At 39.1% G+C, this 24,002-nt stretch carries 24 protein-coding genes; all 24 read left to right on the top strand.

Annotated features, from left to right (window positions below; translation table 11 throughout):
• The first annotated feature begins 5 nt into the window (after positions 1-5).
• Positions 6-590, top strand: a complete 585-nt coding sequence (gene fapR / locus BLR86_RS02485; protein ID WP_090758054.1) for a transcription factor FapR — start codon at positions 6-8, stop codon at positions 588-590.
• Positions 587-1,552, top strand: a complete 966-nt coding sequence (gene plsX, locus BLR86_RS02480) for a phosphate acyltransferase PlsX (protein WP_090758053.1) — start codon at positions 587-589, stop codon at positions 1,550-1,552. Before fapR ends, plsX begins: the two co-directional genes overlap by 4 nt.
• 52 nt (positions 1,553-1,604) lie before the next feature.
• Positions 1,605-2,552 (top strand): ACP S-malonyltransferase, encoded by a 948-nt coding sequence (gene fabD, locus BLR86_RS02475; protein WP_090758052.1) that lies wholly within the window; start codon positions 1,605-1,607, stop codon positions 2,550-2,552.
• Entirely contained in the window at positions 2,549-3,292 is a 744-nt protein-coding gene (fabG, locus tag BLR86_RS02470; protein ID WP_090758051.1) for a 3-oxoacyl-[acyl-carrier-protein] reductase, read from the top strand. The genes fabD and fabG overlap by 4 nt, the downstream gene beginning before the upstream one ends.
• Before the next feature lie 215 nt (positions 3,293-3,507).
• A complete protein-coding gene (locus BLR86_RS02465; RefSeq protein WP_090758050.1) occupies positions 3,508-3,741 on the top strand; it encodes an acyl carrier protein in 234 nt (77 codons plus the stop codon).
• Positions 3,742-3,903: 162 nt separating this feature from the next.
• Positions 3,904-4,647 (top strand): ribonuclease III, encoded by a 744-nt coding sequence (gene rnc, locus BLR86_RS02460; protein ID WP_090758049.1) that lies wholly within the window; start codon positions 3,904-3,906, stop codon positions 4,645-4,647.
• Positions 4,648-4,702: 55 nt separating this feature from the next.
• Positions 4,703-8,269, top strand: coding sequence for a chromosome segregation protein SMC (gene smc, locus BLR86_RS02455; RefSeq protein WP_090758048.1), 3,567 nt, complete (start codon positions 4,703-4,705; stop codon positions 8,267-8,269).
• A gap of 17 nt (positions 8,270-8,286) precedes the next feature.
• On the top strand, positions 8,287-9,276 hold the full coding sequence (ftsY, locus tag BLR86_RS02450; RefSeq protein WP_090758047.1) for a signal recognition particle-docking protein FtsY: 990 nt from the start codon (positions 8,287-8,289) through the stop codon (positions 9,274-9,276).
• Between the two features lie 84 nt (positions 9,277-9,360).
• On the top strand, positions 9,361-9,693 hold the full coding sequence (locus BLR86_RS02445) for a putative DNA-binding protein (protein ID WP_090758046.1): 333 nt from the start codon (positions 9,361-9,363) through the stop codon (positions 9,691-9,693).
• A gap of 12 nt (positions 9,694-9,705) precedes the next feature.
• Positions 9,706-11,058, top strand: coding sequence for a signal recognition particle protein (gene ffh, locus BLR86_RS02440; protein ID WP_090758045.1), 1,353 nt, complete (start codon positions 9,706-9,708; stop codon positions 11,056-11,058).
• Positions 11,059-11,177: 119 nt separating this feature from the next.
• Positions 11,178-11,450 carry a 30S ribosomal protein S16 gene (rpsP, locus tag BLR86_RS02435; RefSeq protein ID WP_090758044.1) on the top strand — a complete coding sequence of 91 codons (273 nt, stop codon included), beginning with the start codon at positions 11,178-11,180 and terminating at the stop codon, positions 11,448-11,450.
• A 5-nt stretch (positions 11,451-11,455) separates the two neighbouring features.
• On the top strand, positions 11,456-11,686 hold the full coding sequence (locus BLR86_RS02430) for a KH domain-containing protein (protein WP_090758043.1): 231 nt from the start codon (positions 11,456-11,458) through the stop codon (positions 11,684-11,686).
• Between the two features lie 210 nt (positions 11,687-11,896).
• A complete protein-coding gene (locus tag BLR86_RS02425) occupies positions 11,897-12,283 on the top strand; it encodes a YlqD family protein (protein ID WP_090758042.1) in 387 nt (128 codons plus the stop codon).
• A gap of 14 nt (positions 12,284-12,297) precedes the next feature.
• The gene (gene rimM / locus BLR86_RS02420) at positions 12,298-12,816 is read left to right on the top strand and encodes a ribosome maturation factor RimM (RefSeq protein ID WP_090758041.1); all 519 of its coding nucleotides are present in this window, start codon (positions 12,298-12,300) and stop codon (positions 12,814-12,816) included.
• Positions 12,813-13,556: a tRNA (guanosine(37)-N1)-methyltransferase TrmD gene (trmD, locus tag BLR86_RS02415; RefSeq protein WP_090758040.1), complete on the top strand. Its 744-nt coding sequence runs from the start codon at positions 12,813-12,815 to the stop codon at positions 13,554-13,556. Before rimM ends, trmD begins: the two co-directional genes overlap by 4 nt.
• A 146-nt stretch (positions 13,557-13,702) precedes the next feature.
• Positions 13,703-14,047, top strand: coding sequence for a 50S ribosomal protein L19 (gene rplS, locus BLR86_RS02410; RefSeq protein ID WP_090758039.1), 345 nt, complete (start codon positions 13,703-13,705; stop codon positions 14,045-14,047).
• Positions 14,048-14,208: 161 nt separating this feature from the next.
• Positions 14,209-14,760: a signal peptidase I gene (gene lepB, locus BLR86_RS02405; RefSeq protein WP_090758038.1), complete on the top strand. Its 552-nt coding sequence runs from the start codon at positions 14,209-14,211 to the stop codon at positions 14,758-14,760.
• An 18-nt stretch (positions 14,761-14,778) separates the two neighbouring features.
• The gene (gene ylqF, locus BLR86_RS02400) at positions 14,779-15,654 is read left to right on the top strand and encodes a ribosome biogenesis GTPase YlqF (RefSeq protein WP_090758037.1); all 876 of its coding nucleotides are present in this window, start codon (positions 14,779-14,781) and stop codon (positions 15,652-15,654) included.
• A gap of 93 nt (positions 15,655-15,747) precedes the next feature.
• Positions 15,748-16,515 carry a ribonuclease HII gene (locus BLR86_RS02395; RefSeq protein WP_090758036.1) on the top strand — a complete coding sequence of 256 codons (768 nt, stop codon included), beginning with the start codon at positions 15,748-15,750 and terminating at the stop codon, positions 16,513-16,515.
• Between the two features lie 414 nt (positions 16,516-16,929).
• Positions 16,930-18,090, top strand: a complete 1,161-nt coding sequence (gene sucC, locus BLR86_RS02390; RefSeq protein ID WP_090758035.1) for an ADP-forming succinate--CoA ligase subunit beta — start codon at positions 16,930-16,932, stop codon at positions 18,088-18,090.
• A 23-nt stretch (positions 18,091-18,113) separates the two neighbouring features.
• The gene (gene sucD / locus BLR86_RS02385; RefSeq protein WP_090758034.1) at positions 18,114-19,016 is read left to right on the top strand and encodes a succinate--CoA ligase subunit alpha; all 903 of its coding nucleotides are present in this window, start codon (positions 18,114-18,116) and stop codon (positions 19,014-19,016) included.
• A gap of 72 nt (positions 19,017-19,088) precedes the next feature.
• Positions 19,089-19,931 carry a DNA-processing protein DprA gene (gene dprA, locus BLR86_RS02380; RefSeq protein ID WP_090758033.1) on the top strand — a complete coding sequence of 281 codons (843 nt, stop codon included), beginning with the start codon at positions 19,089-19,091 and terminating at the stop codon, positions 19,929-19,931.
• Positions 19,932-20,262: 331 nt separating this feature from the next.
• Complete coding sequence (gene topA / locus BLR86_RS02375; protein ID WP_090758032.1) at positions 20,263-22,344, top strand: type I DNA topoisomerase; 2,082 nt, start codon at positions 20,263-20,265, stop codon at positions 22,342-22,344.
• A 159-nt stretch (positions 22,345-22,503) separates the two neighbouring features.
• Complete coding sequence (gene trmFO / locus BLR86_RS02370; protein ID WP_090758031.1) at positions 22,504-23,811, top strand: FADH(2)-oxidizing methylenetetrahydrofolate--tRNA-(uracil(54)-C(5))-methyltransferase TrmFO; 1,308 nt, start codon at positions 22,504-22,506, stop codon at positions 23,809-23,811.
• The last annotated feature ends 191 nt before the right edge of the window (positions 23,812-24,002 follow it).

The following is a 24,002-nucleotide window of genomic DNA, read 5'->3' as shown; positions in this document are numbered from 1 at the left end:
TGAAGATGAGAAGAACAAAAAAAGACAGGCAGCAAATGTTAAAAGAGACAATTAAGGAAAATCCATTTATAACGGATGAAGACCTTTCTGAAAAATTTCAAGTTAGTGTGCAAACCATTCGCCTTGACCGATTGGAATTATCGATTCCTGAATTGCGGGAGAGGATTAAATATGTTGCAGAGAAAAAATTTGAAGATGAGGTGCGGTCTTTACCGATAGAAGAAGTAATTGGTGATATTATTGATATTGATTTAGATCAAAGTGCGATATCTATTTTTGATGTTGGAGAAGAGCATGTCTTTATTCGGAATAAAATTGCTCGCGGGCATCATGTTTTTGCACAGGCAAATTCACTAGCTGTAGCGGTAATAAATGATGAATTGGCGTTAACTGCAAAAGCGAATATTCAATTTAAGCGGTCAGTAAAGCAAGGTGAGCGAGTGATTGCTAAAGCTAAAGTGATAAAAATAGATGATGGCATTGGCAGGACGATAGTTGAAGTAATTAGTTATGTTAATAACGAAATTGTATTTAAAGGCCAATTCGAAATGTACCGTTCAGAAAAATCATTAAAGGATGAGAAAAGATGAGGTTAGCGATCGATGCTATGGGGGGCGACCATGCTCCTAAAGAAATCGTAATTGGTGCAATGAAAGCTGTAAAAGCTTTTTCTGATATACATATAACCCTGGTCGGGGATGAAGCCAAAATTAAAGAATACTTAACAAACCAGGAACGAATAAGTATTTTACATACAACTGAGGTAATACTTGGTACGGACGAGCCTGTAAGAGCTGTTCGGCGGAAAAAAACCGCATCCATGGTACTTGCTGCCCAGCAGGTTGCTGATGGCAAAGCAGACGCATGTATTTCAGCAGGAAACACGGGTGCACTAATGGCGGCAGGATTGTTTGTAGTTGGCCGGATCGAAGGGATCGACCGCCCAGCCTTATCACCTACATTACCAACTATTGGCGGGGCAGGTTTTCTCCTATTGGATGTAGGAGCGAATGTTGACGCCAAGGCAGAGCATTTGCTGCAATATGCGATCATGGGCTCCATTTATAGTGAAAAAGTAAGAGGAGTAGTCAACCCACGAATTGGTTTGTTAAATATTGGTACCGAAGAAAAAAAAGGCAATGAGCTGACAAAGCAGACTTTTGAACTTTTAAAAACCGCCAATATTAATTTTGTTGGAAATGTTGAAGCGAGAGACCTGCTTGAAGGTGTAGCCGATGTGGTGGTTACGGATGGATTCACTGGGAATATGGTGTTGAAAACAGTAGAAGGAACGGCAATGTCTATGTTCAAAATGCTGAAAAGCACGTTAATGAGCAGTTTGAAAAGTAAACTTGCTGCTGCTGTGTTAAAGCCTGAATTTATCACATTAAAAAATACACTAGACTATTCGGAATATGGCGGGGCAGGTTTATTTGGGTTAAAAGCTCCAGTTATCAAGGCTCACGGTTCTTCGAATGGTCAATCGATCTTTAGTGCGATTAGGCAAACGAGGGAAATGGTAGAAAAAGATGTAGTCGGGCTAATTAAATAGACAATGGAAGAGCAAATACCTCTAAAATAGAAGTTTAGAAAGGAGTGTGGATATGGGAAAAATCGCTTTCGTATTTCCAGGACAGGGCTCTCAAACTGTTGGCATGGGGAAACAGCTTGCGGATCAATATCCTGAAGTTATGGAATATTTTAATAAAGCGGATGATACGATTTCGTCTGAATTAAGTAAACTGATATTCGAGGGTCCTCAAGAGGAATTGACCCAAACGGTAAATACACAACCAGCGTTACTAACTACGAGTATCGCTATTCTAGAAAGATTCCAGAAGTCAGCGATTAAGCCTGATTTTGTTGCGGGTCATAGTCTTGGTGAATATACGGCACTTGTTGCTGCTGGTGCTCTTAGCTTTGAAGATGGCGTTTTTGCTGTTAGAAAAAGAGGAGAATTTATGGAGAGAGCTGTTCCAAATGGTGAAGGGTCCATGGCTGCCATTTTAGGGTTAGGACGTGAACCTCTTTCTGAAGTGACAGCTAATATTAGTGAATCTGGATTTCCCGTTTCGTTAGCAAACTTGAATTGTCCGGGTCAAATTGTTATCTCTGGATCTAGAAAAGGTGTAGAACTTGCAAGTGAAAAGGCAAAAGAATCAGGTGCAAAAAGAGCGATTCCTTTAGAAGTCAGTGGGCCATTCCATTCTTCATTAATGAAACCAGCTGCTGATCAATTACGTGAGGTATTAGACGGTCTCGCTATGAAAGATGCCGCTATTCCTGTCATTGCCAATGTTTCTGCAACACCAATGACAAATGCAAATGAAATGAAAGAAAATTTAATTGAACAATTATATTCACCTGTTCTATGGGAAGATTCTGTGGTGAAGATGATAGATTTGGGTGTTGATACATTTATTGAAATTGGTCCAGGTAAAGTACTTTCCGGATTGATCAAAAAAATCAATCGCAGTGTTAAAACATACTCAATATCTGATGAGGAAAGCTGTCAATCTGTTATTGAGGATTTGAAGGAGGAAAGTCCATGACTTTAGAAGGAAAGATTGCCTTAGTAACCGGTGCGTCAAGAGGGATAGGTAGAGAAATAGCCCTTGAGCTTGCCAGACAAGGTGCCAATGTCGCAGTGAATTATGCGGGCAGTGAAGGTAAAGCAAATGAAGTGGTAGATGAAATAAAAGCCATTGGGAAAGAGGCATTTGCGATCAAGTGTGACGTGTCCAATGGCGATGAAGTTGCTGCTATGGTTAAAGAAACCGTAGATCGATTTGGTAAATTGGATATACTTGTAAATAACGCGGGTATTACGAAAGACAATTTATTAATGAGAATGAAAGAACAAGAATGGGATGATGTGATTAACATTAACCTTAAAGGTGTTTTTCTTTGTACAAAAGCTGTCACCCGCCAAATGATGAAACAGCGTGTTGGACGGATCATTAATATCGCATCAGTCGTTGGTGTAAGTGGGAACCCAGGGCAAGCTAACTACGTGGCAGCGAAAGCCGGTGTAATCGGATTAACAAAGACGACTGCTAAGGAGCTAGCTTCCCGAAATATTACGGTAAACGCTATTGCGCCAGGATTTATCACCACCGATATGACAGATAAATTGTCAGAAGAGGTTACTACGGAAATGTTAAAACAAATACCTTTAGCCCGCCTAGGCGAACCTAAGGACATTGCAAAAATGACAGCCTTCCTAGCATCAGATGACTCTTCTTATATAACAGGTCAGACACTTCATATCAATGGCGGAATGGTAATGTAAACAGAAAAGCGGAAGCGCCTTGATCAGGGGCAACAGGCATAAGACGAGCCGGCGAGAAGGTTGCTCTTTAACCTTCTTGACGGATTGGCTTATGACCCCGAGCCCCTAGGCGCTGGAGCTGGACATTAATCAAAGTTAAGGAAATATTTATTATTTTAATACGTTTATTATTTTACTGAAATACTCTATAATAGCTTGAGGGGAGGTGAACTAGAATGGCAGAGGTATTAGAGCGCGTTACAAAAATCATCATTGACCGTTTAGGTGTAGATGAGTCACAAGTTAAACTTGAAGCTTCATTTAAAGATGATCTTGGTGCTGATTCCCTTGACGTAGTTGAACTAGTTATGGAATTAGAAGATGAGTTTGATATGGAAATTTCTGACGATGATGCTGAGAAAATCGGCACAGTTGGTGATGCTGTGAATTACATAAATAGCAAGCAATAATTCGTTGGATTTTCTTCAAAAGCTCCGTTTTCAAACGGAGCTTCTTTGTGTATTATTAAGCTTGGTGGTTTAATTAATCTACCAGGTTTCTTTGCGTTTTGACTGAAGTTTACTTAAACTAGTGATAGGTATGTGTAAAAATTATGCAAGGTGGAGACTTACATGCGCAGAAAAGGTAAGGAATATGAAATGAACAATCGCGCAAAAGAAAATCAATTCAAGGATTTTCAGGACAAGATCGGTATTCATTTTGAGAACGAAAAACTATTAAAACAAGCTTTTACCCATTCATCCTATGTGAATGAGCATCGCAGAAAGCCTTATGAGGATAATGAAAGGCTTGAATTTTTAGGGGATGCGGTTCTAGAACTGACGGTTTCGAAATTCTTGTTTCTTAAATATCCTATGATGAGTGAAGGAGAATTAACGAAGCTTCGAGCAGCAATTGTATGTGAACCTTCACTTGTAACCTTGGCCAATGAACTTTCCTTTGGAAGATTAATCTTGTTAGGAAAAGGAGAAGAAATGACTGGGGGCAGGGAGAGGCCAGCACTCTTAGCGGATGTATTTGAGGCATTCATTGGAGCGCTCTACTTGGATAAGGGACTTGAGGTAGTGATTGAATTTCTAGATAAAGTGGTATTTCCTAAAATAAATCAAGGTGCTTTTTCTCATGTGATGGATTATAAGAGCCAACTACAAGAGTTAATTCAGCGAGATGGGACTGGTTTGATTGAATACAAAGTTCTAATTGAAAAAGGTCCGGCGCACAGTAAAGAATTTGTTTCACGCGTTTCAATAAATAGTGAAGAATTAGGTATCGGTACCGGTAAATCAAAAAAAGAAGCAGAACAGCATGCCGCCCAAATGGCATTGGACGTATTAAAAGCAAAACATCAAAGGTAAACAACAATAGAATGCTAAGGAAAGAATCCGGCCAAGCTTTAGGGAGGAAAAGGATATGTTTTTAAAACGGTTGGATATCATTGGCTTTAAATCTTTTGCAGACCGTATTGGAATGGATTTTGTTCAAGGAGTCACTGCTGTAGTTGGTCCAAACGGAAGTGGGAAAAGTAATATAACAGATGCTATTCGCTGGGTTTTGGGGGAGCAATCTGTTAAATCACTTAGGGGCTCTAAAATGGAAGATATCATTTTTGCGGGAAGCGATTCGCGAAAGGCGTTAAATTATGCAGAAGTAACCTTAACTCTTGATAATCAAGATGAGGGATTAGCGATTGATTACAACGAAGTGAGTGTAACGAGAAGGGTCACCCGTTCTGGGGATAGTGAATTTTTAATTAATAAGCAGCCTTGCAGGCTTAAGGATATTATTGATTTGTTTATGGATTCTGGTCTTGGCAGGGAAGCGTTCTCCATTATAAGCCAAGGGAAAGTAGAAGAAATCCTAAATAGTAAGGCAGAGGACCGAAGAACCATCTTTGAAGAAGCTGCTGGTGTGTTAAAATATAAAAATCGTAAGAAAAAGGCAGAAGCTAAACTAGTAGAAACACAGGATAATTTAAATCGAGTCAATGATATTCTCCACGAATTAGAAGGACAGGTTGAGCCGTTAAAGATCCAGGCATCCATGGCAAAAGATTATTTAGAGAAAAAAGATGAACTGGAGAAGTTTGAAGTTGCCTTAACTGTTTATGATATTGAAGACCTTCACCAAAAGTGGGAAAAGCTTTCAGCACAGCTATCAGAACATCAGCAGGAAGAAATTAAGCTATCCGCTCAACTCCAGCTAAAGGAAGCAAAAATAGAGGAAACTAGAAGCCAGATTGCTACCCTTGATAAGTCGATTTCTGAATTACAAAATGTCCTCCTCCATGCCAGTGAAGAATTAGAAAAATTAGAAGGCAGGAAAGAGGTATTAAAGGAACGAAAGAAAAACGCCTCTCAAAATAGAGGCCAGCTTGAAAAAAGTATTGAAGAACTTACTGATAAAATTACTCATTTAAAAAATAATCGAAAGATGCTGTCTGATCAAGTAAGTAAACTTACGGAACAAGTGAATTCTCTTCAAAGTCTGATAAAAGAAAAACAAGAAAAATTAGCGTTATTCACTGAAAATATTGATGAAAAAATTGAATCCTTAAAAAGTGAGTTTATTGAACAATTAAATGAACAAGCTGGAGCAAAAAATGAGCTTAAATACATTGATCAGCAGCTTGAACAGCAGGAAAAAAAGAGCTCTCGCCTTGACTCAGAAAATGAAAAATTCATTGAGGAAAGACATTCAGTTCAAAGTAAGATGTTTCAGGTTCAGACTGCTTTAGAAGAAGTACAAAAAAGTCTATCCGATCAAGTTACTAGTTTTAGGGAGAAGCAACGTAAACTAGAAAATGCAAAAAATCATTATCAGAAGCAAGAAACGACGCTATACCAAGCCTATCAAATTCTCCAGCAAGCAAAGTCGAGAAAAGAATTGCTTGAGGAGATGGAAGAAGATTATTCAGGTTTTTTTCAAGGGGTAAAAGAAGTATTAAAAGCTCGTGCAAAAAAGCTTCAAGGTATTGAAGGGGCAGTAGCAGAGCTAATTACCGTGCCTAAGGAATATGAGACTGCAATTGAAACAGCTTTAGGCGCCGCCTTGCAGCATATTGTCGTCGATACCGAAGTAAATGCTCGAAAGGCGATCCAATTTTTAAAACAAAACGCCTTCGGTCGGGCTACTTTTTTACCATTAAGCGTAATTAAAGGTAGATTATTGTCCTCATCACAGGTAGCGGCAATTCAAAACCACCCGTTATTGGTTGGAAGTGCGGTAGACCTTGTTAGTTTTGATTCGAAATATGCTGATGTCATCGGCAGCCTCTTAGGAAATGTTGTCATCACAAGAGATTTAAAAGGTGCGAATGAGCTAGCAAAAATCCTGCAGTATCGTTGCAGGCTTGTGACGCTAGATGGAGACATAGTAAATCCTGGCGGTTCAATGACGGGTGGCGCACAAAAGCAAAAGACAAGCTCTTTATTGACAAGAAAAGGCGAGCTGGAAGATCTAAAAGAAAAAGTCATCGTGATGAGTGAAAAAACATCAAATTTAGAAAGTCTTGTTAAGTCGTTAAAGGAAGATGTTAAAACACAGGAACAAGAGCTAGAGGCAATGCGTAAATCCGGTGAAGAATTAAGACAAGACGAACGAATGTTAAACGGTGACCAGCGTGAAGCTGAATTTGAGGCGAAAAGTATCAATGACCGTTTGAAGATGTATGATCTTGAAAAGGGTCAATTAAATGAGGAACAGAAAACCTTAACAAATCGTAAAAGCTACCTTTTTCAATCAATGGAAAATTTTAAGGAAAAAATCGCTTCGCTTGATCATCAAATCGCTGAACTAACAAAACAAAAGACAAATGATTTGTCATCTAAGGAAACATTAACCAAGGAATTGACAGATTTGAAAGTTGAATTTGCAGCAAAGAATGAACAATTTTTTAATACAAAAGAACGTCTTGCTTTGATAGATGAAGAAGTACAGGAAAGTGAAGAGAGACTCGCGCTTTATCGTGAGGATCTTATGCTGTTAACTTCGGAGATGGCGGGCAGCACTTCCGGAGAAGAACAATTAGCAGTTATTGCTAGAAAGAGGCAGCAGGATAAGGAAGAAACAATCGTACTCATCTCCTCTAGAAGGCAGGAGCGTGTTCAGCTGCATTCGGTACTAGAAGATACCGAGATGGAAGCAAAGGAACTAAAGAGGCTTCATAAAGGAATGGTTGAGGTTTTAAAAGATGAAGAAGTAAAAATTAACCGCTTAGATGTCGAACTAGAAAATAAACTTGCCCATTTAAGAGAGGAATATTTACTCTCTTTCGCTGGAGCAAAAGAGCAATACCCACTTACACTTCCAGTGGAAGAAGCGCGAAAAAAAGTGAAGTTGATCAAACTAGCTATTGATGAATTAGGCAGTGTTAATATTGGGGCGATTGAAGAATACGAGAGAGTCTCGGAAAGATATGAATTTCTGAATGAACAAAAGACAGACCTGCAAGAGGCAAAGGACACTCTCTATCAGGTAATTGACGAAATGGATATTGAAATGAAAAAACGTTTTGAGCAGACGTTTACTGGAATTCGTGAACATTTTGAACCTGTATTCCGAGCTTTATTTGGGGGAGGAAGAGCAGATTTGAAACTTACCCATCCGGAGGATTTATTAAATACGGGTGTGGAAATCGTTGCCCAGCCGCCCGGAAAGAAACTTCAAAATCTAGGATTACTTTCAGGTGGAGAGCGAGCATTAACTGCAATTGCTCTGTTATTTTCCATTTTAAAAGTTCGCCCTGTTCCATTTTGTATCCTAGATGAGGTTGAAGCAGCTTTAGATGAGGCAAATGTTTTTCGCTTTAGTCAATATTTAAAGAGATTTAGTGCAGAAACCCAATTTATTGTCATCACTCATAGAAAAGGAACGATGGAAGAAGCCGATGTCTTATATGGTGTTACGATGCCAGAATCCGGTGTCTCAAAGCTTGTTTCTGTCCGCCTCGAGGATACGAAGGAGCTAGTTGAAACTTAATAAGAGGAAGTGAAAAAATGAGTTTTTTTAAAAAATTAAAAGAAAAAATAACAAAACAAACGGAGACTGTAACAGAAAAATTTAAAGATGGCCTCTCGAAGACTAGAGATAACTTCTCTGGTAAAGTAAATGATCTTGTGGCTCGGTACCGTAAAGTGGATGAAGACTTCTTCGAAGAACTGGAAGAAATCTTAATCCAAGCAGATGTTGGCTTTGACACGGTCATGAAACTGATTGAAGAGTTGAAAAGTGAAGTGAAGCGCCGAAATATTCAGGATCCTAGGGAAGTTCAAAGTGTGATTTCGGAAAAGTTAGTTGATATTTATAATGCCGGTGAGGATCATTCTTCTAAATTAAATATTCAAGAGGATGGGCTGACTGTCATATTATTCGTCGGTGTGAATGGTGTAGGGAAAACAACGACGATTGGTAAACTGGGACATAAGTTTAAAAGTGAAGGGAAAACTGTTTTGTTGGCAGCCGGTGATACTTTTCGAGCTGGGGCAATTGAGCAGTTAGAGGTATGGGGAGATAGAGTAGGTGTTGACGTGATTAAACAGGCAGAAGGCTCTGACCCAGCTGCTGTTATGTTTGATGCAATTAAAGCAGCTAAATCCCGAAAAGTGGATATCTTGATTTGTGATACTGCAGGCCGCTTACAAAATAAGGTTAACTTAATGAAAGAACTTGAAAAGGTAAAGAGAGTAATTGAACGTGAGGTACCTGGTGCACCACATGAAGTCCTGCTAGTGTTAGACGCTACCACGGGTCAAAATGCACTCATACAAGCAAAGACCTTTAAAGAGGTAACAAATGTGAGCGGTATCGTACTTTCCAAATTAGACGGAACGGCAAAGGGTGGTATCGTTCTGGCCATTCGCAATGAATTAAAGATTCCTGTAAAATTCGTAGGTCTTGGTGAAAGAATGGACGACCTGCAGGAATTTAACGCAGAGCAGTATGTTTATGGATTATTCGCGGATCAAGTAGATAATGCAGTTGAGTGATGTAAAGATATTTTCTTGACAGACTGGGTATGACTGTGTAAACTATTTGTAAAGGCTTTTCACTTAACAAAGGGAGGTAAAGGCATGCTTGAAAAAACAACGCGAATGAATTACCTCTATGATTTCTATTATTCGTTGTTAACACCAAAGCAGCAAAGCTATATGTCTCTCTATTATTTAGATGATTACTCACTTGGAGAAATCGCAGAAGAGTACGATGTCAGCCGTCAGGCCGTCTATGATAACATCAAACGTACGGAAGCAATGCTCGAGGAGTATGAAGAAAAGCTAGTATTATTTCAGAAATTTCTAGAGCGCAGCAAGCTATTAAGGCAAATGAAAGAATTGCTAAATGAGGAACACCCATCAAAGCAGGCGATGCTTGAAGTGGTTGCCGAGCTTGAGAATTTAGATTAGGAGGCGGCATAAATGGCGTTTGAAGGATTAGCCGACCGACTGCAGAATACAATCCAAAAAATCCGTGGAAAAGGCAAGGTGTCTGAAGCGGATGTAAAAGAAATGATGCGTGAAGTCCGCCTTGCCCTACTCGAGGCCGATGTTAATTTTAAGGTCGTCAAAGACTTTGTCAAGAAAGTCAGCGAACGTGCGGTAGGACAAGAAGTACTGAAGAGCTTAACGCCTGGTCAACAAATCATTAAAATTGTAAATGAAGAATTGACAGCATTAATGGGCGGTGAGCAAAGTAAGATTGCTTCTTCGAATCGTCCGCCTACTGTCATTATGATGGTAGGGCTACAAGGTGCTGGTAAAACGACCACTACTGGAAAGTTAGCCAACTTGCTTCGTAAAAAATATAACCGTACGCCTATGCTAGTAGCAGCCGATATCTATCGGCCTGCGGCCATTAAGCAACTTCAAACACTAGGAAAACAATTGGATATGCCAGTTTTTTCCCTTGGTGATCAAGTAAGCCCAGTAGAAATTGCCAAGCAAGCGATTGCGAAAGCGAAAGAAGAACATAACGATTATGTTCTCATTGATACAGCAGGACGATTGCATGTGGATGAAAACTTAATGGGCGAGCTAAAGGATATTAAAGAGCTTACGAAACCAGATGAAATCTTTCTTGTCGTAGATGCAATGACTGGTCAAGATGCTGTTAATGTGGCTCAAAGCTTTAATGAACAGCTAGGCTTGACTGGAGTGGTCTTAACAAAACTTGACGGTGACACACGAGGCGGAGCTGCGCTGTCCATTCGTGCTGTAACACAGACACCTATTAAGTTTGTAGGACTAGGGGAAAAAATGGACGCAATAGAACCATTTTATCCTGAACGGATGGCCTCTAGGATTTTAGGTATGGGTGATGTCCTTACCCTCATTGAAAAAGCACAGGCAAATGTCGATGAGGAAAAGGCAAAAGAACTTGAACAGAAGATGCGGACTGCTTCTTTTACGCTCGATGACTTTTTGGAACAGCTTGGACAAGTCCGAAATCTTGGACCGCTAGATGAGTTGTTGAAAATGATGCCGGGTGCCAACAAAATTAAAGGTTTGAATAATATTCAAATTGAAGAAAAGCAAATTGCACATGTTGAGGCAATCATTAGGTCGATGACTACGAATGAAAAGAGTCATCCAGAAATCCTGAATTCAAACCGTAAACGGAGGATTGCCAAAGGAAGCGGCAGAACCGTTACAGAGGTAAACCGACTGTTAAAACAGTTTGAGGACATGAAAAAGATGATGAAGCAAATGACTGGAATGCAACAAAAAGGCAAGAAAAAAGGCGGATTTAAGTTTCCGTTTAAACCTTTCTAACTTGTTTTAAGTTGTATGAAATTGGTAATACTATCTGTAAAGAAAAAACACTTTACAAATGAAAAAAATATTGATAATATACTATCTTGTGTGAAACTATTCGGAGGTGCTTATTTAAAATGGCAGTAAAAATTCGTTTAAAGCGTATGGGAGCAAAGAAAACTCCTTTTTATCGTATCGTAGTAGCAGATTCTCGTTCACCACGTGATGGACGTTACATCGAAGTTGTTGGAACTTACAATCCGGTTACTCAACCAGCTCAAGTTCAAATCAACGAAGAATCAGTACTTAAATGGTTACAAGACGGTGCTAAACCATCTGATACAGTTCGTAACCTTTTCTCTAACGAAGGCATCATGGAGAAATTCCATAATGCTAAGCATAGCAAGTAATTGCTATGAAGCAGCTAATTGAAACGATTGTTAAGCCCCTGGTTGATTTTCCTGAAGATGTTGTTGTCAATGTCAATGAAGAGGATCAACGAATCACCTTTCACCTGACTGTTAATAAAACAGACATGGGAAAGGTGATAGGAAAACAAGGGCGTGTTGCAAAGGCCATTAGGACTGTTGTATATGCAGCAGGATCATCACAACAAAAGAAAATTTTTCTAGAAATTGGTGAATAGCTTTTTGCATCTAGATTAAAGGGAGGGATTAATATCCTCCCTTTTTTGCTATCTGAAAAGCGGAAGCGCCTGGTTCAGCCCCGACAAGCGCTGGAGGGCCTGTGGAGGAAGTCGCGCCTTTCGACTTCCTCTGCAGGACCGAAGTGACCTCGAGGGGCTAGGCGCTGCAGCTAGACAGTTCTCGAAGTTTTAAGAACGGGAGGCGATTTTATGCAACTGATTCAAACGGTTATCGTGAAGCAAATCTTAACGGAGAAAAGCAAACAAAAGCTCCTTGAAAAATATTTTGCAGGCAAGCTGCAGATGCAAAAAGAATATGAGCAATTACAATTTGAGTTAAAAAAACTAGAAAAAACCAAAAAATACCAATCGAGTGCGCTAAAAACACATTTTGAAAAAGAACAGCAAAAACGCCATGACAAAGAAAAGCTTTATGAGTTTCAAATTGAACAACTACATATGCTACCATTAGGCAGTGAATTAAAGGAAAAAGAAGTACAGGCCCTTGTTGAAGTGAATGTAGGCGATGAATGGGAAAAGGTTATTAGACAGCCTACCATTATTATCAAAGACGGGATAATTGAGGAAATAAGATAGAGGTGACGAACAGAATGGAAAAATGGTTTAACGTTGGCAAAATCGTCAATACCCATGGAATTAGAGGAGAAGTCAGGGTAATATCAAAAACTGATTTCCCAGAGCAGCGCTATAAAGTCGGGAATACATTGTACTTGTTTATGCCTGGAGCCAATAAACCGATTGAACTTACGGTAAAAACCCATCGGATTCACAAAAATTTTAATCTTTTAACCTTTGAAGGATTTGAAAATATCAACGAGGTAGAAAAGTTTAGAGATGGAATTATCAAGGTCCCCGAATCACAGTTGAGTGAGCTAGATAAAGATGAATTCTACTACCATGAAATTATCGGATGTCTTGTAGCAACCACTAGTGGACAAGAAATTGGCAAGGTTACTGAGATCCTTTCCCCTGGTGCCAATGATGTTTGGGTAATAAAATCGAGTGATGGAAAAGAAATATTAATTCCATATATCAAAGAGGTTGTGAAAAAAGTGGAAGTAAAGAATAAGGTAATCCTAATTGAACCTATGGAAGGGCTGCTTCCATGATGAAAATAGATGTGCTAACAATATTTCCTGAAATGTTTTCAGGTGTATTTGGCCATTCCATTTTAAAAAAAGCGGCTGAGAAATCTGCTGTTCACTATAATGTTGTCAATTTTCGAGACTACGCAGATAATAAACACCAAACAGTAGACGACTATCCCTACGGGGGTGGAGCAGGAATGGTATTAAAACCGCAGCCGCTATTTGATGCGGTGGCTTCATTAAAGGAACAAGCAGATAGTCACAAAACAAGAGTCATTTTACTTTGTCCCCAAGGAAAACGATATGATCAAAAAATAGCAGAGGACTTAGCTAAGGAAGAGCATCTTGTCTTCGTTTGCGGTCATTATGAGGGCTATGATGAAAGAATACGTGAACACATAGTAACCGATGAAATATCAATCGGTGATTATGTGTTAACTGGTGGAGAGCTAGGGGCCATGGTCGTGATTGATAGTGTCGTCCGCCTTTTACCCGAAGTCTTAGGCAATCAAGAATCACATATGAAAGATTCCTTTAGTACTGGACTATTGGAGCACCCTCATTATACAAGACCATCTGACTTTCGCGGAATGAAGGTACCAGATGTCCTCCTTCAAGGAAATCACAAATTAATTGAAGAGTGGCGAAACAAAGAAGCTTTACGACGAACATTACAAAGACGTCCTGACCTATTAGAAAAAATAGAATTAACCAAGGAACAGGAAAAATGGCTAACCGAACTAAAAAAAGAATATGAGTAGTTATTGCATGTACTTGTCTTTTATGGTATGATATTTCTTGTGACTTGAGCTGATATACGAATTCAGTTGGTCTTATAACGATGTTCCGCTGCAATGTAGAAGGATAGTAGATATGCATGAGCGTCTGTTGGAAGGAGTTGAAAACGATGCAAAAATTAATTGAAGATATCACAAAAGAACAACTTCGTTCTGATCTACCTGCGTTTCGTCCTGGTGATACTGTACGTGTACACGTTAAGGTTGTCGAGGGTACTCGCGAGCGTATTCAGTTATTCGAAGGTGTAGTGATTAAGCGTCGTGGTGGTGGAATTAGCGAAACTTTCACAGTTCGTAAGATTTCTTACGGAGTAGGCGTAGAGCGTACTTTCCCTGTAAACACACCTAAAATTGCGAAGCTTGAAGTATTGCGCCGCGGTAAAGTTCGCCGTGCTAAGCTATACTACTTACGTAAGCTACGTGGTAAAAAAGCTCGTATTAAAGAAATTCGATAATAAAAAAGGAGCTTGCTTTGCAAGCTCTTTTTTCGTCCTATCGTATTAGATCTAATATTAAAGTTTGGTAAAAAAGTTAGCCCCCACGTGTTTAATATTCAATTTTTAAGTAAAATAAGATGATAGCAAACATTTTTTTTGTGATTGGCGGGGAACAAGACATGACAAAAAAGAAGAATGAACTTTGGGAATGGACGAAGGCGCTTTTAATTGCTGTTGCTTTGGCAGCTGTCATTCGTTATTTTCTTTTCGCACCAATTGTAGTTGACGGGTTATCCATGATGCCAACATTACAGCACCAAGACCGTATGATAGTAAACAAGCTAAGCTATAATATTGGTGAGCCAAAGCGGTTTGATATTATCGTTTTTCATGCGCCTGAACAGAAAGACTACATTAAAAGAGTAATTGGACTTCCCGGTGACCGTATTGAATATAAGGATGATACCTTATATGTTAATGGGAAGGCATATGAAGAACCTTATTTGGATGAATACAAAAAGAAAGTAGAAGGACCATTAACTGATCCTTTTACGCTTGAGGAAACACCTGCAGGGACAAAAACAGTGCCAGAAGGTGAATTGTTTGTAATGGGCGATAATCGTCGTTTCAGTAAGGACAGCAGACATATTGGCACGATATCAATGGACAAAATCATTGGAAAAACTAGTATGGTCTACTGGCCAATAAAAGACGCACACATCGTGAAATAGACCTAGGAGGTGACTGCTTTGACAATCCAATGGTTTCCAGGACATATGGCAAAAGCTCGAAGAGAGGTCACGGAAAAATTAAAATTAATCGATATTATCTATGAATTGGTGGATGCTAGAATTCCTTATTCATCGCGCAATCCGATGATTGATGAAATTATTCAGCATAAACCAAGACTTGTTCTCTTGAATAAAGCGGATATGGCAGATAAAGCTAGAACAAATGAGTGGATTGCTTATTTTGCAAAAAAAGGAATTAAAGCGATAGCCATTAATTCTCAAGCTGGGATAGGTATGAAGGAAATTGTTAAAGCCTCCCACGAAGTTCTTAAGGAAAAATTTGATCGGTTACGAGCCAAGGGTGTCGTCAATCCGAGAGCTATTCGGGCGATGATTGTTGGGATTCCAAATGTCGGGAAATCAACATTAATTAATCGACTTGCAAAGAAGAATATTGCTAAGACAGGAAATACACCAGGAGTAACAAAAGCCCAACAGTGGATTAAAGTTGGAAAAGAATTAGAATTATTAGATACACCGGGAATTCTCTGGCCGAAGTTTGAAGACCAAGAAGTGGGAAAAAGGCTGGCTGTTACAGGAGCGATCAAAGACACTCTCCTTAATATGCAGGACTTAGTTGTCTTCTCAATTACGTTTTTATCAGAGCATTATCCAGAGAGACTTAAGGAGCGGTATAAGCTCGATTCTGTTCCTGAAAATGTGGTCGAAATGTTTGACCAAATTGGTGAACTACGAGGTGCTTTAGGAAGCGGCGGAGTCGTTAATTATGATAAAGTATCAGAGCTTGTCATCAGGGACATTAGAACTGAGCAATTCGGTGCACTAACTTTTGAAAGACCAGGCGACTTGAAAGATAATTCAAATATACAATAAACGAAGGAACTCACCACACCAGGCGAGTTTTTTGTTTATTTTTGACATTGTGTTTCAACAAATGAGACGGTATCATTACAACGGGTGAAGAAAATGAAAATAGAAACAATAGCTGAAATAGAGAAACAACTTATCAACATCAAGGATGAAAGAGATCCTTTTTTTCAAAGGCTTGTGCTGGATGAACGCAAAGGTGTTCAACTTCTCATACATAAATGGCAAAGGAGAATGGAACTAGAGAGACAACTACAGGAAAAGTTTTTTGAAATGAATGTCTATGAAAATAAATGGCGTGAGCAGGGGATTCATTTTATTGCAGGCGTTGATGAAGTGGGCAGGGGCCCGCTAGCAGGTCCTGTAGTGGCTGCCGCAGTTATTCTTCCCAAAAATTTTTACTTACCAGGCATTGATGATTCAAAGAAACTATCAGAAAAAAAGAGAAATGAATATGCGGAAATCATTAAAAAAGAAGCAATTGCTTTTAGTCTTGGAGAAGTTAATGCAAGTGAAATTGATACGGTTAATATATATGAAGCAACAAAAAAAGCAATGAAAAGAGCAGTCGGTTCGCTTAGCACAAATCCGGATGTTTTACTCATTGACGCGATGAAACTAGAGACTCCATATGCTTTTGAGTCAATCATTAAAGGAGATGCAAAAAGCGTATCTATTGCTGCAGCATCGATTGTAGCAAAAGTTTCCAGAGACAATCAAATGGCAGAAATTGCAGCTGAATTTCCGGAATATGGATTCAATCATCATATGGGATATGGTACAAAAGAACATCTTCTAGCTATTCAAAAGCATGGCATTACCCCCTATCATCGAAGAAGTTTTGCACCAATAAAGAATATGATTTAGGTTGTGTTAAAGGTAAATGTTGATTTTATGACTATGTTGATTTTTGCGGAAGGCGCGAGACTCCTGCAGGAGGACGGGACAGGGGAGACCCCGCAGGCGCTTTAGCGCCGAGGAGGCTTCCCGAACCGCCTGCGGAAAGCGAAGCGCCTGGAGCACAAATCAACAGCCTAGTTTAACACAGCCATGATTTAAAGCAAAACTAGCCCTAGTTGCTTGTTTTGTTATTTTCATAAAATAATATCTTGTAAATGTATGTATTCAAAACCAATGAAAGCGCTTTATTTATGGTGAAAAATTTTCATAATATTATGAGGAATATAATTTATTTTGGGCATAATGGTGGACAAGATTTCAGTCATTCTATAAAATGAAAACGGAGTCAATTTTTTGAAGAGTTTGATAGGAGGATGGGAAATGAATATCCATGAGTATCAAGGAAAAGAGATCCTCAAGCGTTACGGGGTAGCTGTTCCAAATGGAAAAGTGGCATTCACGGTTGAAGAAGCAGTAGAAGCTGCGAAAGAATTAGGTACACAAGTATGTGTAGTAAAGGCACAAATCCATGCGGGCGGAAGGGGTAAAGCCGGTGGTGTTAAAGTTGCTAAAAACCTTGAGGAAGTCCGTACATATGCAAGTGAAATCTTAGGTAAGACTTTAATCACACATCAAACAGGTCCTGAAGGAAAAGAAGTTAAGCGTCTTCTCATTGAAGAAGGCTGCGATATCAAAAAAGAATATTACATTGGTCTTGTTTTAGATCGTGCTACTTCAAGGGTTGTGCTTATGGCTTCTGAAGAAGGCGGAACAGAAATTGAAGAAGTAGCTGAAAAGACTCCGGAAAAGATATTCAAAGAAGAAATTGATCCGGTTGTTGGCTTAATGCCTTATCAGGCTCGCCGAGTTGCATTTAATATCAACATTCCAAAAGAGCTAGTGAACCAAGCTGTTAAATTTATGATGAGCTTATACAGCGCGTACATCGAGAAGGATTGCTCCATTGCTGAAATCAATCCGCTTGTTGTGACGGGTGATGGGAAAGTAATAGCATTAGATGCAAAATTAAATTTTGACTCTAATGCACTATATCGTCAAAAAGATGTACTAGCATATCGTGATCTTGAAGAAGAAGATCCAAAGGAAATCGAAGCTTCAAAATATGATTTAAGCTATATTTCTTTAGATGGAAATATCGGCTGTATGGTTAACGGCGCCGGGCTTGCGATGGCAACGATGGATATTGTTAAGCATTATGGCGGCGACCCTGCTAACTTCCTTGATGTTGGGGGCGGTGCTACAGCTGAGAAAGTAACAGAAGCATTTAAAATTATCCTTTCTGATCCTAACGTAAAAGGTATTTTTGTAAATATCTTTGGCGGAATCATGAAATGTGATGTCATTGCTGAAGGTGTAGTAGCGGCAGCAAAGCAAGTACAATTAAGTGTTCCTCTTGTTGTACGATTAGAGGGAACAAACGTTGATTTGGGTAAGAAAATTCTTGCTGAATCTGGTTTAGCTATCACACCTGCAGAATCAATGGCTGACGGTGCACAAAAAATCGTTTCACTAGTGAAATAGGATCGAAAGAAAGGGGAATTAACGTGAGCGTTTTTATTAATAAAGATACGAAAGTAATTGTTCAAGGGATTACAGGTTCAACTGCCCTTTTTCATACAAAACAAATGCTTGAATACGGTACACAAATCGTTGCTGGTACTACTCCTGGTAAAGGCGGCATGGAAGTAGAAGGAGTTCCTGTTTTTAACACGGTTCAAGAAGCAGTTGCTGCTACAGGCGCTACAGCATCGGTCATCTATGTGCCTGCACCATTTGCTGCCGATGCTATTATCGAAGCGGTGGATGCAGAATTAGAACTTGCTATATGTATTACTGAGCATATTCCTGTTTTGGATATGGTAAAAGTAAAACGTTATATGGAAGGTAAAAAGACCCGTTTAGTTGGTCCTAACTGTCCAGGTGTAATTACGGCAGATGAATGTAAAATTGGTATCATGCCTGGATACATCCATACAAAAGGACATGTAGGTGTTGTTTCACGTTCTGGAACACTAACATATGAAGCCGTTCACCAGTTAACCCAAGCAGGTATTGGTCAAACGACAGCTGTTGGTATTGGCGGCGACCCTGTTAACGGAACAAACTTCATAGATGTATTAAAAGCTTTTAATGAAGACCCAGATACCTATGCCGTAATCATGATTGGTGAAATTGGCGGGACTGCTGAAGAAGAAGCAGCTGAGTGGGTTAAGGCGAATATGACAAAACCTGTTGTCGGCTTCATCGGCGGACGCACGGCACCTCCTGGGAAGCGTATGGGCCACGCTGGTGCGATTATTTCAGGTGGTAAAGGTACAGCTGATGAAAAAATCCGGGTAATGAACAAATGCGGAATTAAAGTAGCTGATACACCTTCAGTTATGGGTGAAACGTTAATTGAGGTTCTTAAAGAGCAAGGAATTTATGATAAGTGTAAAACACACTAAGAATAGTAGAAATAGTCCCTCTTTGATAAGGGGCTATTTCTACTTTCTATTTATAGAATTGGAGGAAAAGTAATGGATGAATTTAGAGAAAAACTCATAGGCTTACTGCACTACCCAGGAATATCATGGAAAACAGTTCTCCAATGTATGAAAATGGACTCAAATTTCCCTTCCTCAACCAATACACTCAAAACATCAGTTCTTCCTTCCTTAACCACCGTTCAAACTGAAATAATAACAAAAAAAATCCACCAATATGAAAAAAAAGATATTCATGTCATCACTATTTTTGATGAAAATTATCCGAGTTTGCTTAAAGAAATCTACCAGCCGCCATGGGCAATATTTGTAAAGGGAAATCGGTCCTTACTTGAAAAACAGCCAAAGCTAGCAGTGGTGGGTTCACGTCAAGCGACACAATATGGTAAGAATGCCATTCGTTTAATGTTTCCACAATTAGTGGAAAAAGGGGTAGTGATTGTAAGTGGTTTGGCTACTGGTATCGATACCCTTGCACATGTCCACACAATAAAAAATGGTGGGAATACCATTGCCGTGATAGCAGGAGGATTCGATCATATTTATCCTAAGGAAAATACTGAGCTAGCAGGAGAAATGATGAAAACACAGCTAGTTATCTCTGAATATCCTCCTGATACAAAACCATTGCAGTGGCATTTCCCAGCACGCAACAGAATCATTAGCGGGATATCAAATGGTATATTTATAATAGAAGCAAAACGAAAAAGTGGATCTCTGATCACAGCTAATTATGCTGTTCATGAAGGACGGGAGGTTTTTTCACTTCCAGGTAGTATTTTTAACCCGAATTCATTGGGTACGAATGATTTAATCCAACAGGGTGCCAAGCTTGTGATGAGGAGCGAGGATATTTTAGAGGAACTTCATTTGTAATTAATAAAATTCATTCTATTTTGAAGGTTTTTTCGATATGATAGGAGAATAATGCGTAAAAGGCTTGAAATTATTTCTAATATGTTATACATTTTCCAACAGATAAAGAAAAAAGAGTGTGTAAACAGGAATAATTTGGCGTATGATTAACATTAACTAGTTGTAAACGGTTTCGTCTCATTTGACATCAATGACTATTTGTTTAAGAATAAGAGTTATTCTAATTATGATTATATAAATGATAAATGGAAAATAAGGGATAGGGCATTTTTGTAAAGTATTTTCTCCGACTTTCACACTTCTTATATCCCCATTGAGGAGGATTATTTGCATGGCAGAGTTTCTTGTTATTGTAGAATCGCCGGCAAAGGCGAAAACAATTGAGAGATATTTAGGCAATAAATATAAAGTTAAAGCATCTATGGGGCATATTCGTGATTTGCCTCGAAGTCAAATGGGAGTCTCTAAAGAAAATAACTTCGAACCCAAATACATTACGATTCGAGGCAAAGGTCCAGTGTTAAAGGAACTAAAAAGTGCTGCCAAAAAAGCAAAGAAAGTTTTTCTAGCAGCTGACCCTGATCGTGAAGGGGAGGCAATTGCTTGGCATTTGGCCCATAGTTTAAATGTGGATATTACTTCTGATTGCCGGGTAGTCTTTAATGAGATTACAAAGGATGCGATAAAAGAATCCTTTAAACATCCCCGTCCCATTAACATGGATTTAGTTGATGCGCAGCAAGCAAGAAGGATTTTGGATCGACTTGTCGGTTATAACATTAGCCCGCTTCTTTGGAAAAAAGTAAAAAAAGGCTTAAGTGCAGGACGTGTTCAATCCATTGCGGTCCGATTAATTATTGATCGCGAAAAAGAAATTAAGGCTTTTGTACCTGAGGAGTATTGGACAATTGAAAGTGAATTAGTAAAAGGAAAAGATCATTTTAGCGCCTCTTTCCACGCGTTAGCGAATAAAGAAAAAGTAGAACTCAAATCTGAACAAGATGTAGAGGCTATTTTGAAGCAAATGGAGGGAGATAAGTTTAAAGTCGTTTCTGTTTCCAAGAAGGAACGCAAGCGAAACCCTTCTCCAGCCTTTATTACATCTTCATTGCAACAGGAAGCGGCGCGAAAACTTAATTTCCGGGCTAGAAAAACAATGATGCTTGCTCAGCAGCTCTATGAAGGAATGGAGTTAGGCGCAGAAGGAACAGTTGGACTAATCACTTACATGAGAACAGACTCAACCCGGATTTCAGAAGTTGCTCAGAAAGAAGCAGCTGAATATATCCAAAAAGAGTTTGGTGAGAGCTATCTAAAGGAAGACGAGCGTAAAGAAAAAAAACAATCTAATAATACACAAGATGCGCACGAAGGAATTCGCCCAACAAGTACATTCCGAGACCCGAATAGTGTAAAACAATACTTATCAAGAGATCAACTTCGTCTTTATAAGTTAATTTGGGAAAGATTTTTGGCAAGTCAAATGGCTCAGGCTGTTATGGATACAATGAGTGTGGATCTTCAAAATGGCAAAGTTCTTTTCCGAGCAAATGGCTCAAAGATTAAGTTTCCTGGTTTTATGAAGATCTATGTAGAGGGAACGGATGACCAAGTGGACGAAAAGAATAAAATGCTGCCAGACCTTAAAGAAGGCGATGAGGTTTTCAAAAAAGATATAGAACCGAAACAGCATTTTACGCAGCCGCCGCCACGGTATACCGAAGCTAGATTGGTAAGAACGCTCGAGGAATCAGGCATTGGCAGACCATCCACATATGCGCCAACATTAGATACCATACAGAAACGCGGGTATGTAGCATTAGATAATAAACGCTTTGTTCCCACTGAGTTAGGGGAAATTTGTAATGAATTAATGCTCGAATTCTTTCCAGATATTCTTAATATCGATTTTACCGCCAAAATGGAACAGGATTTAGATAATGTAGAAGATGGAAAGGTACCTTGGGTTGAAATTATCGATGGATTTTATCAAGAATTTGAAAAGCATTTGGCAAAAGCAGAAGAGGAAATGCAGTCGGTTGAGATAAAAGATGAGCCGGCTGGGGAAGATTGTGAATTGTGCTCTAATCCAATGGTCTTCAAAATGGGGCGTTATGGTAAATTCATGGCTTGCAGTAATTTTCCAGATTGCCGGAATACTAAAGCCATTGTCAAAGAAATCGGAGTTACCTGTCCAAAATGTAAAGAAGGAAGTATCATAGAACGTAAGAGTAAGAAAAAAAGAATTTTTTACGGATGTGACAAGTTTCCAGAATGTGATTTTATTTCTTGGGATAAACCCTTACCAAGACCCTGTCCTAAATGTGAAAGTACACTAGTAGAAAAGAAATTAAAAAAAGGTGTTCAAGTTCAATGTACAGAATGTGATTACAAGGAAGAACCACAAAGTTAAGGGTGAGCACAGCTCTCCCTTTTTCCCTTTTTTTTAAATCATAAAACTTTTTTGTTTTCGAATCGTATAGTAAAATGCAAGTTGGGCTAAAAAGAGGGAAAAGTAATCATAGTAAAAGTAAAACTTGATTCGTTCTTTGAAAAAATCAGGAGGTATAACATGAATGATGTTACAATAAATGTAATCGGTGCAGGTTTGGCTGGGAGTGAAGCTGCTTGGCAGATTGCTAAACGTGGTGTAAAAGTCCGACTTTATGAGATGAGACCAGTTAAACAAACACCTGCCCACCATACCGATAAATTTGCTGAATTGGTTTGCAGTAATTCCTTAAGAGCCAATAACCTTACAAATGCTGTAGGAGTATTAAAAGAAGAAATGAGAATACTCGATTCAGTTATTATAGCAGCAGCTGATGCTTGTGCTGTTCCAGCAGGGGGTGCTCTAGCGGTAGATCGACATGAATTTGCAGCCAAAGTAACCGAGATGGTTAGGAACCATGAGAATGTAACAGTTATTAACGAAGAAGTTACTGAAATCCCTGAGGGTATTACGGTAATTGCAACAGGACCCTTAACAAGTGAAGACCTATCTGCAAATCTGAAATCATTAACAGGTGAGGATTATCTCTATTTTTATGATGCGGCAGCACCTATCCTAGAGAAAGATAGTATTGACATGGATAAAGTCTACCTAAAGTCACGCTATGATAAAGGTGAAGCTGCCTATTTAAATTGTCCAATGACTGAGGAAGAATTTGATCGGTTTTATGAGGCACTTATTACAGCTGAAACAGTGCCATTAAAAGAATTTGAAAAAGAAATTTTCTTTGAGGGCTGTATGCCAATAGAAGTAATGGCTCAACGAGGGAAAAAGACAATGTTATTCGGCCCATTAAAACCTGTGGGTTTAGAAGATCCGAAAACAGGGAAAAGGCCATATGCAGTCATTCAACTTCGTCAGGATGATGCTGCGGGAACACTTTATAATATTGTCGGTTTTCAAACACACTTGAAATGGGGGCCGCAAAAAGAAGTACTCCGGTTAATCCCAGGACTTGAAAATGTCGAGATTGTCCGTTATGGGGTCATGCATCGAAATACCTTTATCAATTCACCCAAAGTTTTAAAAGCGTCCTATCAATTCAAGGAGCGTGAAGACTTGTTTTTTGCAGGTCAAATGACAGGTGTGGAAGGGTATGTAGAGTCTGCTGCTAGTGGACTTGCCGCAGGAATAAATGCAGCTAGGCTTGCTTTAGGACATGATCTAGTGGAATTCCCTATTGAAACGGCTATTGGCAGTATGGCGCGCTATATCACAACGACAAACGCAAAGAACTTTCAACCGATGAATGCGAATTTTGGTCTTTTTCCTGAATTACCAGAAAAAGTTAAAGGGAAACAAGAACGCAATTTACAACATGCAAACAGAGCATTGGAAACAATTCAGAACTTTGTGAAGGTTTTGTAAAATTTATTGCAAGGGATTAGGAAGTATGTTACGCTTTAGTAGCCTTTGTGAGGTTGACATATTAATAAATGTGACTGTTTTAGTAAAGTTAAGTAATAACCATTTACAAATGGAGAAAACTTAATCACAATAAACAATTGGACAATCCCAATATGCTCTCTAGTAAATTTTCTTTGTTCATGGATGAACAA

The organism is Bacillus sp. OK048 (assembly GCF_900103525.1).
Lineage (GTDB): Bacteria > Bacillota > Bacilli > Bacillales > Cytobacillaceae > Neobacillus.
Note: the sequence above shows the minus strand (reverse complement) of the source record. Positions and strands in the feature narration are given on the sequence as shown.

Bases quoted from the DNA above. Each gene is read 5' to 3' on its own strand.
- fapR (WP_090758054.1), top strand. From the start codon at position 6: ATGAGAAGAACAAAAAAAGACAGGCAGCAAATGTTAAAAGAGACAATT.
- plsX (WP_090758053.1), top strand. From the start codon at position 587: ATGAGGTTAGCGATCGATGCTATGGGGGGCGACCATGCTCCTAAAGAA.
- fabD (WP_090758052.1), top strand. From the start codon at position 1,605: ATGGGAAAAATCGCTTTCGTATTTCCAGGACAGGGCTCTCAAACTGTT.
- fabG (WP_090758051.1), top strand. From the start codon at position 2,549: ATGACTTTAGAAGGAAAGATTGCCTTAGTAACCGGTGCGTCAAGAGGG.
- BLR86_RS02465 (WP_090758050.1), top strand. From the start codon at position 3,508: ATGGCAGAGGTATTAGAGCGCGTTACAAAAATCATCATTGACCGTTTA.
- rnc (WP_090758049.1), top strand. From the start codon at position 3,904: ATGCGCAGAAAAGGTAAGGAATATGAAATGAACAATCGCGCAAAAGAA.
- smc (WP_090758048.1), top strand. From the start codon at position 4,703: ATGTTTTTAAAACGGTTGGATATCATTGGCTTTAAATCTTTTGCAGAC.
- ftsY (WP_090758047.1), top strand. From the start codon at position 8,287: ATGAGTTTTTTTAAAAAATTAAAAGAAAAAATAACAAAACAAACGGAG.
- BLR86_RS02445 (WP_090758046.1), top strand. From the start codon at position 9,361: ATGCTTGAAAAAACAACGCGAATGAATTACCTCTATGATTTCTATTAT.
- ffh (WP_090758045.1), top strand. From the start codon at position 9,706: ATGGCGTTTGAAGGATTAGCCGACCGACTGCAGAATACAATCCAAAAA.
- rpsP (WP_090758044.1), top strand. From the start codon at position 11,178: ATGGCAGTAAAAATTCGTTTAAAGCGTATGGGAGCAAAGAAAACTCCT.
- BLR86_RS02430 (WP_090758043.1), top strand. From the start codon at position 11,456: ATGAAGCAGCTAATTGAAACGATTGTTAAGCCCCTGGTTGATTTTCCT.
- BLR86_RS02425 (WP_090758042.1), top strand. From the start codon at position 11,897: ATGCAACTGATTCAAACGGTTATCGTGAAGCAAATCTTAACGGAGAAA.
- rimM (WP_090758041.1), top strand. From the start codon at position 12,298: ATGGAAAAATGGTTTAACGTTGGCAAAATCGTCAATACCCATGGAATT.
- trmD (WP_090758040.1), top strand. From the start codon at position 12,813: ATGATGAAAATAGATGTGCTAACAATATTTCCTGAAATGTTTTCAGGT.
- rplS (WP_090758039.1), top strand. From the start codon at position 13,703: ATGCAAAAATTAATTGAAGATATCACAAAAGAACAACTTCGTTCTGAT.
- lepB (WP_090758038.1), top strand. From the start codon at position 14,209: ATGACAAAAAAGAAGAATGAACTTTGGGAATGGACGAAGGCGCTTTTA.
- BLR86_RS02395 (WP_090758036.1), top strand. From the start codon at position 15,748: ATGAAAATAGAAACAATAGCTGAAATAGAGAAACAACTTATCAACATC.
- sucC (WP_090758035.1), top strand. From the start codon at position 16,930: ATGAATATCCATGAGTATCAAGGAAAAGAGATCCTCAAGCGTTACGGG.
- dprA (WP_090758033.1), top strand. From the start codon at position 19,089: ATGGATGAATTTAGAGAAAAACTCATAGGCTTACTGCACTACCCAGGA.
- topA (WP_090758032.1), top strand. From the start codon at position 20,263: ATGGCAGAGTTTCTTGTTATTGTAGAATCGCCGGCAAAGGCGAAAACA.
- trmFO (WP_090758031.1), top strand. From the start codon at position 22,504: ATGAATGATGTTACAATAAATGTAATCGGTGCAGGTTTGGCTGGGAGT.